The sequence below is a fragment of the Pseudomonas sp. JQ36 genome (assembly GCF_053851495.1).
Genome location: NZ_CM132642.1, coordinates 3,707,218 through 3,720,326, shown reverse-complemented (window position 1 = coordinate 3,720,326; position 13,109 = coordinate 3,707,218). Strand labels below are relative to the sequence as shown.

Below are 13,109 nucleotides of genomic sequence, written 5' to 3'. Positions count from 1 at the left end.
ATTGATCAGGATTGCCCCATGACTGTTCCAGCGCCTGCGCTCATCCGCGAAACCTTCCCCGTCGGCCCGCTGCAGTGCAACTGCACGATCATCGGCGACCCGATCACTAAAAAAGCCATCGTCGTCGATCCGGGTGGCAATCCTGACCTGATCATGGCGCGCCTCGATGCTCACGGTCTGAAAGTGGTCAGTATCATCCACACCCACGCGCATCTCGATCATTTCCTCGCTTCCGGGCAGATGAAGGAAAAGACTGGCGCGACCCTGCATCTGCACAAGGAAGATCAGTTCCTGTGGGACAACCTCGAAATGCAATGCCAGATGTTCGGTGTACCCTACACGCCGGTGCCATCGCCGGATCGCTGGTTGAGCGACGATGAAGAACTGGCCTGTGGCTGCGGCGTGGCGCTGCATACGCCGGGACATACACCCGGTTCCATGAGCTTTTGGTTTTCCGAGGCTAAGCTGTTGATTGCCGGCGACACGTTGTTTCGTCGCGGCGTAGGGCGCACGGACTTGTGGGGCGGCGATCAGGCGACCATCGTGCGATCGATCAAGCAGCGGCTGTACACGCTCGACGAAGACGCAATCGTGGTTGCCGGGCATGGTCCGGATACGCGTCTGGGGGATGAAATGCGCGAAAACCCATTCGTGCGCGCCTAAATATTTTGTCATGAGTGTGCGGCGGAATTTTTCGGCATTGTCATGATCCAACGCCCGCACAGGTCTATTGCCTAGGGCCGCTGCCACACAGAATGCGAAAAAACCAGGAGCTCTTCATGTTCACCACGCCTCGTTTGATTATTGTTGCTACCGCTGTGGCCATGTTGGCCGGCTGCGCCTCTCCCAACCCGTATGACAATCAGGGTCAGGCCGACGGTGGCTCGCAAGGCATGAGCAAAACCGCCAAGTATGGCGGTCTCGGTGCGCTGGCTGGCGCCCTGGCGGGTGCCGCCATTGACCACAACAACCGTGGCAAGGGTGCCTTGATCGGCGCGGCGGTGGTGGGTGCCTCGGCGGCCGGTTACGGTTACTACGCCGACCAGCAAGAGAAAAAGCTGCGCGCCAGCATGGCCAACACCGGGGTTGAAGTGCAGCGTCAGGGCGATCAGATCAAGCTGATCATGCCGGGCAACATCACCTTCGCCACCGATTCGGCGAATATCGCTTCAAGTTTCTATCAGCCGCTGAACAACCTGGCGAACTCGCTGAAAGAGTTCAACCAGAACCAGATCGAAATCGTCGGCTACACCGACAGCACCGGCAGCCGCCAGCACAACATGGACCTGTCTCAGCGTCGTGCGCAGAGCGTGGCCACCTACCTGACCTCGCAGGGTGTCAGCGGTGCCAACCTGTCGGCCCGTGGCGCCGGCCCGGATAACCCGATTGCCAGCAACGGTGACGTCAATGGCCGCGCGCAGAACCGCCGCGTCGAGGTCAACCTGAAGGCGATCCCGGGTCAGCAGTATGGTGGTCAGCAGCAACAGCCGGGTACGGTTCAGCAGTATCCGTAAGTGAATGCTTGAGTGAAGAAATGCCCGGTCTTGTGACCGGGTATTTTTTTGGGTTGCCCGTGCTGGCCCTTTCGCGAGCAAGCCCGCTCCCACAGGGATTGGTGTTGTTCACAAAATCTGTGTTCACCACATAACCCTGTGGGAGCGAGCTTGCTCGCGAAGGGGCCGAACCAAGCACCCTCAAATCATCAGATACAAAAAAAGCCCCCGGACAACCGAATTGTCCGGGGGCTTTTTGCTTGCAGCGAAGACTGATTACTTCTTCAAGCCGTAATGCTCATCGAGCATGCCCGGCGAGTTCGGGGCTTTCGGCGCGTAGTCGCGTGGCGGCTCCTGATCGCGCGGCGGCGTCAGGCGTTCGCGCGGTGCCTGCGCGGCATCGGCGTGCAAAGCGGCGATCAGGCGTTGACGGGTCTGCTCGTCCAGGGCCAGGCGGTTGGCACCCTCGGCGAGATGATCCTGCACTTCCTGATAGCTCTGGGTCAGCTTCTTGACCAGCATCGCGGTGCTGTTGAAGTGGGTGACCACCTCGTTTTGATAGCTGTCGAAACGCTCCTGGATATCATCCAGTTGACGCTGCGTGCGGCTCGGCGCGGCATTCGGTGCGACGCGAGCGATCAGGAATCCAATGGCGACACCCACAACCAGGGCAAGAGTCGGCAACAACCAAACTAAGAGCGAGTGTTCCACGAGTCCTTCCTCTATAAACGGCTTTGCTTTACGTTAACGGCTCGAACCTGCGCTGTATACCGCGATTCACTCGCAATAGATTGGCACAGACAATTTGCTAGACGAGTCGACCCGATTCGAGGTCACGGAGTTCCTTCCTTGCTGATGCGTGAAACCCCTGTAGTCATTGCCGGCCCAGTCGGCCAAATCGAAGCGCTGTACCTCGATAACGAGCAGCCAATCGGCATCGCGCTGATCTGCCATCCGAACCCGGTGCAGGGCGGCACCATGCTCAACAAGGTCGTCTCGACCCTGCAGCGCACCGCGCGCGACGCAGGTTTGATTACCTTGCGCTTCAACTATCGCGGCGTCGGTGCCAGCGAAGGCTCCCACGACATGGGCAGCGGTGAAGTCGATGATGCTCAGGCTGCCGCAGCATGGCTACGGGAAAAACACCCGGATTTGCCGCTGACCCTGTTCGGTTTCTCCTTCGGCGGATTTGTTGCAGCAAGTCTCGGCGGTCGTCTTGAAGCGCAGGGCGTGCAGCTCAAGCAGTTGTTCATGGTCGCGCCGGCGGTCATGCGTTTGGGCGATCAGGATCAACTGCCACAACACGGCGAGCTGACCGTGATCCAGCCGGAAACCGACGAAGTGATCGATCCGCAACTGGTCTATGACTGGTCGGAAAAACTCCAGCGCCCCCATCAGCTGCTGAAAGTGGCAGAATGCGGACACTTTTTTCATGGCAAGCTGACCGATCTCAAGGATCTGATCCTGCCGCGTCTCTCGAATTGATTGCAGTCTGACAAGCGATTACCCATGACGAACCGTACCCGTATCCTCACCGGCATCACCACCACCGGCACGCCGCACCTGGGCAACTACGCCGGCGCCATCCGCCCGGCGATCCTCGCCAGCCGCGACAGCAATGCCGATTCGTTCTATTTCTTGGCCGACTACCACGCCTTGATCAAATGCGATGACCCGCTGCGCATTCAGCGCTCGCGTCTGGAAATCGCCGCGACCTGGCTGGCCGGTGGCCTGGATGTCGATCGCGTGACCTTCTATCGCCAGTCCGACATCCCGGAAATCCCTGAACTGACCTGGCTGCTGACCTGCGTCGCCGCCAAGGGCCTGCTCAACCGGGCGCACGCTTACAAGGCCTCGGTGGACAAGAATGTCGAGAGCGGCGAAGACCCGGATGCCGGGATCACCATGGGCCTCTACAGCTACCCGGTGCTGATGGCGGCGGACATTCTGATGTTCAACGCGCACAAGGTGCCGGTCGGTCGCGACCAGATCCAGCACGTGGAAATGGCCCGTGACATCGGTCAGCGCTTCAATCACCTGTTCGGCCAGGGCAAAGAGTTCTTCACCATGCCTGAAGCGCTGATCGAGGAGAGCGTGGCGACCTTGCCAGGCCTCGACGGGCGCAAGATGTCGAAGAGCTACGACAACACCATCCCGCTGTTCTCCAGCGCCAAAGAGATGAAGGACGCGATCTCGCGGATCGTCACCGATTCCAAAGCGCCGGGCGAAGCCAAAGATCCGGACAACTCGCATCTGTTCACCCTGTTCCAGGCCTTCGCCACACCTGCGCAGGCGGACGAATTCCGCAGCGAACTGCTCGGCGGTCTGGGCTGGGGCGAGGCGAAGAATCGTCTGTTCCAATTGCTCGACAATGAACTGGGTGAGTCCCGCGAGCGCTATCACCAACTGATCGAGCGCCCGGCGGATCTGGAAGACATCCTGCAACACGGCGCGAAAAAGGCTCGTGCGGTGGCGACGCCGTTCCTCAACGAACTGCGTGAGGCGGTTGGCCTGCGTTCGTTCGTCAATCAGGTGCAAGTGGCGGCGACCACCAAAAAGAAAGCCGTGAAAGCTGCACGTTTCGTCAGCTTCCGGGAAGACGACGGCAGCTTCCGCTTCCGTTTGCTGGCGGCCGATGGCGAGCAACTGCTGCTGTCGCGCAACTTCGCCGACGGCAAAACCGCCGGCCAGGTGACCAAGCAACTGCAATCCGGTCAGGCGCTGGACATCCGCAATCAAGACCTGAGCTTCAGCGTGTGGCTGGAAGGTGAGTGCGTTGGTGACAGCCCGGCGTTCGCCGATGCTGCTGCGCGGGACGCCGCTATCGAAGCTTTGCGCGTAGCACTGACCCCGGTTCAGGACTAATCCGCGGCGCGGCCCGACCAAGGGCTGATTGCCATTCCTACGGGCCGTCGCTACAGTGACGGCCCGTTTTTGTTGCCTTGCTAACGAATTATGACGCCCCTAGAACGATATCAAGCTGATCTGAAACGCCCGGACTTCTTCCATGATGCCGCGCAGGAAACTGCCGTGCGTCATCTGCAGCGCCTGTACGACGATCTGATCGCGGCCGAGCAGAACAAGCCGGGTTTGCTGGGCAAGCTGTTTGGCAAGAAGGATCAGACGCCGGTCAAGGGCGTGTACTTCTGGGGCGGCGTGGGTCGCGGCAAGACTTACCTGGTCGACACCTTCTTTGAAGCGCTGCCGTTCAAGGAAAAGACCCGCACCCACTTCCACCGCTTCATGAAGCGTGTGCACGAAGAGATGAAAACCCTCGGCGGCGAGAAAAACCCGCTGACCATCATCGCCAAGCGCTTTGCGACCGAGTCGCGAGTGATCTGCTTCGATGAATTTTTCGTCTCGGACATCACCGACGCGATGATCCTCGGCACGCTGATGGAAGAGCTGTTCAAGAACGGCGTGACCCTGGTTGCGACCTCTAACATCGTTCCGGACGGCCTGTACAAGGACGGCCTGCAACGCGCACGCTTCCTGCCGGCCATCGCGTTGATCAAGCAGAACACCGAAATCGTCAACGTCGACAGCGGTGTCGACTATCGTCTGCGTCACCTCGAACAAGCGGAGCTGTTCCACTATCCGCTGGACGAAGCCGCGCACGAAAGCCTGCGCAAGAGCTTCAAGGCCCTCACGCCGGAATGCACCGCAGCGGTCGAGAATGATGTGCTGATCATCGAGAACCGTGAAATCCGTGCGCTACGCACCTGCGACGACGTGGCCTGGTTCGACTTCCGCGAACTGTGCGACGGCCCGCGTAGCCAGAACGACTACATCGAACTGGGCAAGATCTTCCACGCGGTGCTGCTCAGTGGCGTCGAGCAGATGAGCGTCACCACCGACGACATCGCCCGGCGCTTCATCAACATGGTCGACGAGTTCTACGATCGTAACGTCAAGCTGATCATTTCTGCTGAAGTCGAGCTGAAAGACCTATACACCGGCGGGCGCCTGAACTTCGAGTTCCAGCGTACGCTCAGCCGTCTGCTGGAGATGCAATCGCACGAGTTTCTGTCGCGGGCGCACAAGCCTTAAACAGATTCGGCATACAAAAAAGGGCCTGCATTTGCAGGCCCTTTTTTGTACGACGCGGTACCCCTGTGGGAGCGGGCTTGCTCGCGAATGCGGTGTGTCAGCTAAATAGATGCCGACTGAAAGTACGCTTTCGCGAGCAAGCCCGCTCCCACAGGGGTTTTGTGCGTGGGCAGCGAGTTACGCAGCCTGCTGAAACTGCTGCCGATACTGGTTAGGCGACAGCTCGGTGTGCTGGCGGAACAGCCGCGCAAAGAAGCTCGCATCGTCGTAGCCGACCTCATAACTGATGGTCTTGATGCTCTTGCGGCTGCCGGACAGCAAGCCCTTGGCGGTCTCGATGCGCAGGCGTTGCAGGTAGTGCAGCGGCTTGTCGCCAGTCGCGGTCTGGAAGCGGCGCATAAAGTTGCGGATGCTCATGCCGTGCTCGCGGGCCACGTCTTCAAAGCGGAACTTGTCGGCGAAATGCTCTTCGAGCCAGTGCTGGATCTGCAGGATGATCACGTCCTGGTGCAGCTTCTGCCCGCCGAAACCGATACGTCCCGGCGAATAGCTGCGTTGCACTTCATACAAAATGTCGCGGGCCACGGCCTGCGCCACGTTGGCGCCGCAGAAGCGTTCGATCAGGTAGATATAGAGGTCGCAGGCCGAAGTGGTGCCGCCGGCGCAATACAGGTTGTCGGCGTCCGTCAGGTGCTTGTCCTGATTGAGGTACACCTTGGGGAAGCGTTCGGCGAAGGCATTGAAGAAACGCCAGTAGGTGGTCGCTTCCTTGCCGTTGAGCAATCCGGCTTCGGCCAGCCAGAACACCCCGGTTGCTTCGCCGCAGAGGACGGCGCCGCGGGCATGCTGTTCGCGCAGCCACGGCAGAATCTGTGGGTAACGACCGCAAAGCGTTTCGAAGTCGTCCCAGAACGCCGGGAGGATGATGACGTCGGCGTTTTCCAGGCCGCCGTCCACCGGCATCATCACGTCACTGAAGCTGTTCACCGGTTTGCCGTCGGGGCTGACCAGGCGGGTTTCGAACGCCGGTGTCAGGCCGTGGCCCAGTTGTTTGCCGTAACGCAGACTGGCCAGATGGAAGAAGTCCTTGGCCTGCATGAGAGTGGATGCGAAAACCCGGTCGATTGCCAGGATGCTGACGCGCCGCAAGGGCGTAGAGACTTGCTTGGACATAATTCAACTTTTGTTTTGTTTTTATAAGGGAAAGTGGTCACCAGACGGCTGGATCGTCTTATTTTTTGTCGGATGTGTCCAGTGTCCTGTGTCGGAGGTGAGGCTTAGTCTCTGAAGGTCATATTCCTCCAACAAGAATGAAAGGTGCCGCATGATCCCCAGAACCTTGTTCAGTTCCGAGCACGAATTGTTCCGCGACAGCGTACGAACCTTCCTCGAAAAAGAGGCCGTGCCGTTCCATGCGCAATGGGAGAAACAAGGCCACATCGACCGCAAGCTGTGGAACAAGGCAGGGGAAGCGGGGATGCTCTGCTCGCACCTGCCGGAAGAATATGGCGGCCTGGGCGCGGACTTTCTGTACAGCGCGGTGGTGATTGAGGAGGTCGGTCGTCTCGGTCTGACCGGTATCGGTTTCTCGCTGCATTCGGACATCGTCGCGCCTTACATCCTGCATTACGGAAGCGAAGCGCTGAAGCAAAAATACCTGCCGAAACTGGTCTCTGGCGAGATGGTCAGTGCCATCGCGATGACCGAGCCGGGCGCCGGCTCCGACCTGCAAGGGGTCAAGACCACCGCCGTGCTGGACGGCGACGAGTACGTGATCAACGGCTCCAAGACCTTCATCACCAACGGTTTCCTCGCTGACTTGGTGATCGTTGTCGCCAAGACCGATCCGAAGGCCGGCGCCAAAGGCACCAGCCTGTTTGTAGTTGAGGCGAATACGCCGGGCTTCGAGAAGGGCAAACGCTTGGAGAAGGTCGGAATGAAGGCTCAGGACACGTCGGAATTGTTCTTCCAGGACGTACGCGTGCCGAAAGAAAACCTGTTGGGGCAGGCCGGGGCAGGGTTCGCTTATTTGATGCAGGAATTGCCACAGGAGCGGCTGACGGTAGCGATCGGCGGTCTGGCCTCAGCCGAAGCCGCGCTGAAATGGACGCTGGATTACACCCGTGATCGCAAGGCGTTTGGCAAGGCGATCGCCGACTTCCAGAACACGCGCTTCAAACTGGCGGAGATGGCTACCGAGATTCAGATCGGCCGGGTATTTGTCGATAAGTGCCTGGAACTGCACCTGCAAGGCAAGCTCGATGTTCCGACAGCAGCGATGGCCAAATACTGGGGCACCGACCTGCAATGCAAGGTGCTCGACGAGTGCGTGCAGTTGCATGGCGGCTACGGCTTCATGTGGGAATACCCGGTGGCCCGGGCGTGGGCGGATGCGCGCGTGCAGCGCATCTATGCCGGCACCAATGAAATCATGAAGGAGATCATTGCGCGGTCGCTTTGAAATTTGCAGTGAGTTGACTGGCCCCTTCGCGAGCAAGCTCGCTCCCACAGGTGCGGTGAGCCTCTGTGGGAGCGGGCTTGCTCGCGAAGCTTTTAGCGGTCGATCAAGGTGCCGGATTCGGATGATCCTTGTGAATCGCCTCGATCCCTGCCAGCACTTCATCGGAAAGTTTCAGATCAAAACTGGCAATGTTGCTGTCCAGTTGCGCAAGCGTCGTCGCACCAATGATGTTGCTGGTGACGAACGGTTGCTGGGTGACGAACGCCAGCGCCATTTGCGCCGGGTCCAGACCGTGCTCACGAGCCAGGGCCACGTAACGGCTGCAGGCAGCTTCCGATTGCGGATTGAAATACCGGCTGAAGCGGCTGTAGAGGCTCAGGCGGCCTTTCGGTGGGCGCGCGCCGCCCTCGTACTTGCCCGACAGGAAACCGAACGCCAGCGGCGAATAGGCGAGCAGGCCGCACTGTTCGCGGATGGCGATTTCCGCCAGACCGATTTCGAAGCTGCGGTTGAGCAGGTTGTACGGGTTCTGGATCGACACCGCACGCGGCCAGCCACGGGCTTCGGCCAGCGCGAGGAAGCGCATGGTGCCCCACGGCGTCTCGTTGGACAGACCGATGTGGCGGATCTTGCCGGCCTTGACCTGCTCGTCGAGCGCTTCGAGCGTGTCTTCGAGCGGTGTCAGGTTGGCCTCGATCTTGTGCTTGTAGCCCAGCTGTCCGAAAAAGTTGGTGCTGCGCTCCGGCCAGTGCAATTGATACAGGTCGATGTAATCGGTCTGCAGGCGCTCGAGGCTGGCATCCACCGCGGCGGTGATGTGCTGGCGGTTGTGGCGCAGGTTTTTGTCGCGGATGTAGTCGATGGTGTTGCCGGGGCCGGCGATCTTGCTGGCGAGGATCCAGTCGGCACGGTCGCCGCGACGCTTGAAGTAATTGCCGATGTAACGTTCGGTGGTGGCATAGGTTTCGGCTTTCGGCGGCACCGGGTACATCTCGGCGGTGTCGATGAAGTTGATCCCGGCTTCCTTGGCCCGTTCGATCTGGGCGAAGGCTTCAGCTTCAGTGTTTTGCTCGCCCCAGGTCATGGTGCCGAGGCAGATTGCACTCACGTTAAGGTCGGTACGGCCTAGCTGGCGATAGTCCATCGGGTGCTCCTTGGGCAAAACAATCATAAAAGCAGGTTGAAAATTTTTTCGCAATCTGCATAATTGCCGACCTCTTTCTGCAGTGGAAGTGATGCGCCGCCGCCGAAGAATCTTGCCGTTGAACGGACGCGCCGACCCGAGCCCCCGAAAGCGTCTGTATCCGGCTGCCTTTGACTTGTCAAAGTACGCACTATTCAGTAAGATCCGCCGTCTTATTTACAGGCGGCCCCTGAGGCTATAAAGAATGAAAACTTTTACTGCTAAACCGGAAACAGTAAAGCGCGACTGGTTTGTCGTCGACGCTGCTGGTCAGACCCTGGGTCGTCTGGCCACCGAAATCGCGAGCCGTCTGCGTGGCAAGCACAAGCCTGAGTACACTCCTCACGTTGACACCGGCGACTACATCGTCGTAATCAACGCCGAGCAGATCCGTGTTACCGGCGCTAAAACCACTGACAAAATGTACTACTCCCACTCCGGTTTCCCGGGCGGCATCAAGTCGATCAACTTTGAAAAGCTGATCGCCAAAGCCCCTGAGCGCGTGATCGAGACCGCGGTTAAAGGCATGCTGCCTAAGAACCCGCTGGGTCGTGACATGTACCGTAAGCTGAAAGTCTATGCGGGCGCTGCACACCCTCATACTGCTCAGCAGCCCCAAGAACTGAAGATTTAACGGAATAGTTCATTATGTCGGCGACTCAAAATTACGGCACTGGCCGTCGCAAGACCGCAACCGCACGCGTTTTCCTGCGTCCGGGTACTGGTAACATCTCCATCAACAACCGCTCCCTGGACTCGTTCTTCGGCCGCGAAACTGCCCGCATGGTAGTTCGTCAGCCGCTGGAACTGACCGAGACTGTCGAGAAGTTCGACATCTACGTCACTGTCATCGGTGGTGGTGTAAGTGGTCAGGCTGGCGCAATCCGCCACGGCATCACTCGCGCTCTGATGGACTACGACGAAACCCTGCGTAGCGCTCTGCGCAAAGCTGGCTTCGTTACTCGCGACGCCCGTGAAGTTGAACGTAAGAAAGTTGGTCTGCGTAAAGCGCGTAAGCGTCCGCAGTACTCGAAGCGTTAATTCGTTTCCACGTTCAAAAAAGAACGCCCGATTCCTCACGGAACCGGGCGTTTTTTTATGCCTGCGATTTATCAAAAGAATTGCGCTGTGACAACTTGCCACATTCGTAGACCCCCTATACTGCAAGGCTTGAGGGTATGAGCTCCGGGTAATTCCCTTGTCAGAATTGGGGCTTTTCATTACCATCTCGGCAAAATTTTTATAAGTAACATTGATTTATTTAGTAGATGCCTGATTTAACAGGCCACAAAGCTGATGGGAGAGGACTGAATGAGCAATGACGGCGTGAATGCAGGCCGGCGTCGCTTCTTGGTAGCAGCCACATCCGTGGTGGGTGCTGCAGGAGCGGTGGGGGCTGCGGTCCCGTTCGTGGGGTCATGGTTTCCCAGTGCCAAGGCGAAAGCCGCCGGTGCACCGGTGAAAGTGAATGTCAGCAAGATCGAGCCAGGACAGCAGATGATTGCCGAGTGGCGCGGCCAGCCGGTGTTCATTGTCCGCCGTACTGCGGAAATCCTGGGGAATCTCAAGAAGATCGAGGGCCAGCTCTCCGATCCGACTTCCAAAAACTCCACGCAACCTACCTATGTCGACCCTGAAGTGCGTTCGATCAAGCCGGAAATTCTGCTGCTGATCGGGATCTGCACTCACCTGGGTTGCTCGCCAACCTTCCGTCCCGAAGTGGCGCCTGCTGATCTGGGTAAAGATTGGGTCGGTGGCTATTTCTGCCCTTGCCACGGCTCCCACTACGATCTGGCTGGCCGCGTCTACAAGTCGCAACCCGCGCCTTTGAACCTGCCAGTTCCCCCGCATTCCTATGAGACCGATGACCTGATTGTCATTGGCGTCGATACGGAGAAAGCGTGATGAGCAAGTTCATGGATTGGGTTGATGCACGCTTCCCCGCGACCAAAATGTGGGAAGACCATCTCAGCAAGTATTACGCGCCAAAAAACTTCAACTTCTTCTATTTCTTCGGCTCGCTGGCGCTGCTGGTGCTGGTCAATCAGATCGTCACCGGTGTCTGGCTGACGATGAGCTACACGCCGTCGGCAGAAGAGGCGTTCGCTTCCGTCGAATACATCATGCGCGACGTCGAGTACGGCTCGATCCTGCGTTTGCTGCACTCCACCGGCGCTTCGGCGTTCTTCATCGTGGTCTATCTGCACATGTTCCGTGGCCTGCTCTACGGTTCGTACCAGAAACCACGTGAACTGGTCTGGGTGTTCGGCATGCTGATCTACCTGGCGCTGATGGCTGAGGCCTTCATGGGTTATCTGCTGCCGTGGGGCCAGATGTCCTACTGGGGTGCCCAGGTGATTATCTCGCTGTTCGGTGCTATCCCGGTCATCGGTAACGATCTGACCCAGTGGATTCGTGGTGACTACCTGATCTCGGGGATCACCCTGAACCGCTTCTTCGCCCTGCACGTGGTGGCCCTGCCGATCGTGATTCTCGGTCTGGTGGTGCTGCACATTCTGGCGTTGCACGAGGTGGGTTCGAACAACCCGGATGGCGTCGACATCAAGAAGCACAAAGACGAAAACGGCATCCCGCTGGACGGCATCGCCTTCCACCCGTACTACACCGTGAAAGACATCGTCGGCGTGGTGGTGTTTCTGTTCATCTTCTGCTTTATCGTGTTCTTCTTCCCGGAAATGGGTGGCTACTTCCTCGAAAAACCTAACTTCGAGCCGGCTAACCCGTTCAAGACGCCGGAGCACATTGCGCCGGTTTGGTACTTCACGCCGTTCTACGCGATCTTGCGTGCGATCCCGGACAAGCTCATGGGCGTTATCGCCATGGGCGCCTCGATTGCCTTGCTCTTTGTCCTGCCATGGCTGGATCGCAGTCCGGTCAAATCGATGCGCTACAAGGGCTGGATGAGCAAAATCTGGCTGGTGGTGTTCTGCATTTCCTTCGTGATCCTTGGCATTCTGGGCGTACTGGCTCCGACGCCGGAGCGCACGCTGGTGTCGCAGATCTGCACCTTCCTGTACTTCGCCTACTTCATTCTGATGCCGTTCTACACCAGGCTCGAGAAGACCAAACCGGTTCCGGAAAGGGTGACTGGCTGATGAAAAAGTTATTTTTTGCTCTGATTTTCGCTGCTCTGCCTGTGCTGTCTTTCGCCGCCGAACACGGTGGTCCGGAGCTGGAAAAAGTCGACATCGACGTATCCGACAAGGCTGCTCTGCAAGATGGTGCGCGAACCTTCGCCAACTATTGCATGGGTTGCCACAGTGCCAAGTTTCAGCGTTACGAGCGGGTGGCCGATGACCTCGGCATTCCCCACGAAATGATGCTCGAGAAGCTGGTGTTCACCGGCGCCAAGATCGGCGACCACATGAACATCGGCATGCAGCCGGCGGACGCCAAGACCTGGTTCGGTGCTGCACCGCCGGATCTGACCCTGGTGGCTCGCGTGCGTGGCACCGATTGGCTCTACGGTTACCTGCGCTCGTTCTACGAAGATCCGGCACGTCCTTGGGGCGTGAACAACAAGGTCTTCCCGAACGTCGGCATGCCTAACGTGCTGGTAGGCCTGCAAGGGCGTCAGGTGGTGGGCTGCAAGCAAGTGCAGATCGTCGAGGACGGCAAGAAGCAATACGATCCGCTGACCGGTACGCCGCTGACCCACGAAGCGTGCGATCAGTTGACCATCGTGCCGAAATCCGGTGCTCTGAACGAAGAGCAGTTCGATGAGAAGGTCAAGAATCTGGTAACCTTCCTGGCTTACTCGGCTAACCCGGTTAAGCTGCAACATCAGCGCATCGGTACTTACGTCTTGCTGTACCTGGCGTTCTTCTTTGTGTTCGCCTATCTGCTCAAGCGTGAATACTGGAAAGACGTGCACTGATACGCTTCAAGCATTGCTGTTAAT

The 13,109-nt window shown here is 58.5% G+C and carries 14 protein-coding genes; 11 read left to right on the top strand and 3 right to left on the bottom strand.

Features of this window, described 5'->3' with window-relative positions:
* Window positions 1-18 precede the first annotated feature (18 nt).
* Together ACS4NR_RS16665 and ACS4NR_RS16660 are read left to right on the top strand one after the other, a co-directional pair.
* A complete protein-coding gene (locus ACS4NR_RS16665) occupies window positions 19-663 on the top strand; it encodes an MBL fold metallo-hydrolase (protein ID WP_027612196.1) in 645 nt (214 codons plus the stop codon).
* 116 nt (window positions 664-779) lie between these two features.
* Window positions 780-1,514, top strand: coding sequence for an OmpA family protein (locus tag ACS4NR_RS16660; protein WP_095136845.1), 735 nt, complete (start codon window positions 780-782; stop codon window positions 1,512-1,514).
* Between the two features lie 255 nt (window positions 1,515-1,769).
* Here the strand turns inward: ACS4NR_RS16660 and ACS4NR_RS16655 are convergent, their stop codons facing one another.
* Window positions 1,770-2,204, bottom strand: coding sequence for a YhcB family protein (locus ACS4NR_RS16655; RefSeq protein ID WP_007961596.1), 435 nt, complete (start codon window positions 2,202-2,204; stop codon window positions 1,770-1,772).
* Window positions 2,205-2,348: 144 nt separating this feature from the next.
* Between ACS4NR_RS16655 and ACS4NR_RS16650 the strand changes: the two genes are divergently transcribed.
* From ACS4NR_RS16650 to zapE, 3 genes are all read left to right on the top strand, one after another.
* Window positions 2,349-2,978 carry an alpha/beta hydrolase gene (locus tag ACS4NR_RS16650; RefSeq protein ID WP_456017905.1) on the top strand — a complete coding sequence of 210 codons (630 nt, stop codon included), beginning with the start codon at window positions 2,349-2,351 and terminating at the stop codon, window positions 2,976-2,978.
* 24 nt (window positions 2,979-3,002) lie between these two features.
* Window positions 3,003-4,358, top strand: coding sequence for a tryptophan--tRNA ligase (locus ACS4NR_RS16645; protein ID WP_135296538.1), 1,356 nt, complete (start codon window positions 3,003-3,005; stop codon window positions 4,356-4,358).
* Between the two features lie 90 nt (window positions 4,359-4,448).
* Window positions 4,449-5,543, top strand: a complete 1,095-nt coding sequence (gene zapE / locus ACS4NR_RS16640; RefSeq protein WP_456017904.1) for a cell division protein ZapE — start codon at window positions 4,449-4,451, stop codon at window positions 5,541-5,543.
* Window positions 5,544-5,720: 177 nt separating this feature from the next.
* On the opposite strand, the gene ACS4NR_RS16635 is transcribed toward zapE, so the two are convergent.
* Complete coding sequence (locus tag ACS4NR_RS16635) at window positions 5,721-6,617, bottom strand: GlxA family transcriptional regulator (protein ID WP_171061848.1); 897 nt, start codon at window positions 6,615-6,617, stop codon at window positions 5,721-5,723.
* A gap of 250 nt (window positions 6,618-6,867) precedes the next feature.
* Here ACS4NR_RS16635 and ACS4NR_RS16630 point away from each other — a divergent pair, with 250 nt between their 5' ends.
* Window positions 6,868-8,004: an acyl-CoA dehydrogenase family protein gene (locus tag ACS4NR_RS16630; RefSeq protein WP_007961611.1), complete on the top strand. Its 1,137-nt coding sequence runs from the start codon at window positions 6,868-6,870 to the stop codon at window positions 8,002-8,004.
* A 103-nt stretch (window positions 8,005-8,107) separates the two neighbouring features.
* On the opposite strand, the gene ACS4NR_RS16625 is transcribed toward ACS4NR_RS16630, so the two are convergent.
* Window positions 8,108-9,148, bottom strand: a complete 1,041-nt coding sequence (locus tag ACS4NR_RS16625; RefSeq protein WP_095136849.1) for an NADP(H)-dependent aldo-keto reductase — start codon at window positions 9,146-9,148, stop codon at window positions 8,108-8,110.
* A gap of 244 nt (window positions 9,149-9,392) precedes the next feature.
* Between ACS4NR_RS16625 and rplM the strand changes: the two genes are divergently transcribed.
* The 5 genes from rplM to ACS4NR_RS16600 all read left to right on the top strand — a co-directional run bounded on the left by rplM (window position 9,393) and on the right by ACS4NR_RS16600 (window position 13,085).
* A complete protein-coding gene (gene rplM, locus ACS4NR_RS16620; protein ID WP_003228062.1) occupies window positions 9,393-9,821 on the top strand; it encodes a 50S ribosomal protein L13 in 429 nt (142 codons plus the stop codon).
* A gap of 14 nt (window positions 9,822-9,835) precedes the next feature.
* Window positions 9,836-10,228 (top strand): 30S ribosomal protein S9, encoded by a 393-nt coding sequence (gene rpsI / locus ACS4NR_RS16615; RefSeq protein ID WP_007961615.1) that lies wholly within the window; start codon window positions 9,836-9,838, stop codon window positions 10,226-10,228.
* Window positions 10,229-10,498: 270 nt separating this feature from the next.
* Entirely contained in the window at window positions 10,499-11,092 is a 594-nt protein-coding gene (gene petA, locus ACS4NR_RS16610; protein WP_003228055.1) for a ubiquinol-cytochrome c reductase iron-sulfur subunit, read from the top strand.
* Window positions 11,092-12,303 carry a cytochrome b gene (locus ACS4NR_RS16605; protein ID WP_095136850.1) on the top strand — a complete coding sequence of 404 codons (1,212 nt, stop codon included), beginning with the start codon at window positions 11,092-11,094 and terminating at the stop codon, window positions 12,301-12,303. The genes petA and ACS4NR_RS16605 overlap by 1 nt, the downstream gene beginning before the upstream one ends.
* Complete coding sequence (locus tag ACS4NR_RS16600; RefSeq protein WP_007917027.1) at window positions 12,303-13,085, top strand: cytochrome c1; 783 nt, start codon at window positions 12,303-12,305, stop codon at window positions 13,083-13,085. Before ACS4NR_RS16605 ends, ACS4NR_RS16600 begins: the two co-directional genes overlap by 1 nt.
* The last annotated feature ends 24 nt before the right edge of the window (window positions 13,086-13,109 follow it).

Bases quoted from the DNA above. Each gene is read 5' to 3' on its own strand.
- ACS4NR_RS16665 (WP_027612196.1), top strand. From the start codon at position 19: ATGACTGTTCCAGCGCCTGCGCTCATCCGCGAAACCTTCCCCGTCGGC.
- ACS4NR_RS16660 (WP_095136845.1), top strand. From the start codon at position 780: ATGTTCACCACGCCTCGTTTGATTATTGTTGCTACCGCTGTGGCCATG.
- ACS4NR_RS16650 (WP_456017905.1), top strand. From the start codon at position 2,349: ATGCGTGAAACCCCTGTAGTCATTGCCGGCCCAGTCGGCCAAATCGAA.
- ACS4NR_RS16645 (WP_135296538.1), top strand. From the start codon at position 3,003: ATGACGAACCGTACCCGTATCCTCACCGGCATCACCACCACCGGCACG.
- zapE (WP_456017904.1), top strand. From the start codon at position 4,449: ATGACGCCCCTAGAACGATATCAAGCTGATCTGAAACGCCCGGACTTC.
- ACS4NR_RS16630 (WP_007961611.1), top strand. From the start codon at position 6,868: ATGATCCCCAGAACCTTGTTCAGTTCCGAGCACGAATTGTTCCGCGAC.
- ACS4NR_RS16625 (WP_095136849.1), bottom strand. From the start codon at position 9,148: ATGGACTATCGCCAGCTAGGCCGTACCGACCTTAACGTGAGTGCAATC.
- rplM (WP_003228062.1), top strand. From the start codon at position 9,393: ATGAAAACTTTTACTGCTAAACCGGAAACAGTAAAGCGCGACTGGTTT.
- rpsI (WP_007961615.1), top strand. From the start codon at position 9,836: ATGTCGGCGACTCAAAATTACGGCACTGGCCGTCGCAAGACCGCAACC.
- petA (WP_003228055.1), top strand. From the start codon at position 10,499: ATGAGCAATGACGGCGTGAATGCAGGCCGGCGTCGCTTCTTGGTAGCA.
- ACS4NR_RS16605 (WP_095136850.1), top strand. From the start codon at position 11,092: ATGAGCAAGTTCATGGATTGGGTTGATGCACGCTTCCCCGCGACCAAA.
- ACS4NR_RS16600 (WP_007917027.1), top strand. From the start codon at position 12,303: ATGAAAAAGTTATTTTTTGCTCTGATTTTCGCTGCTCTGCCTGTGCTG.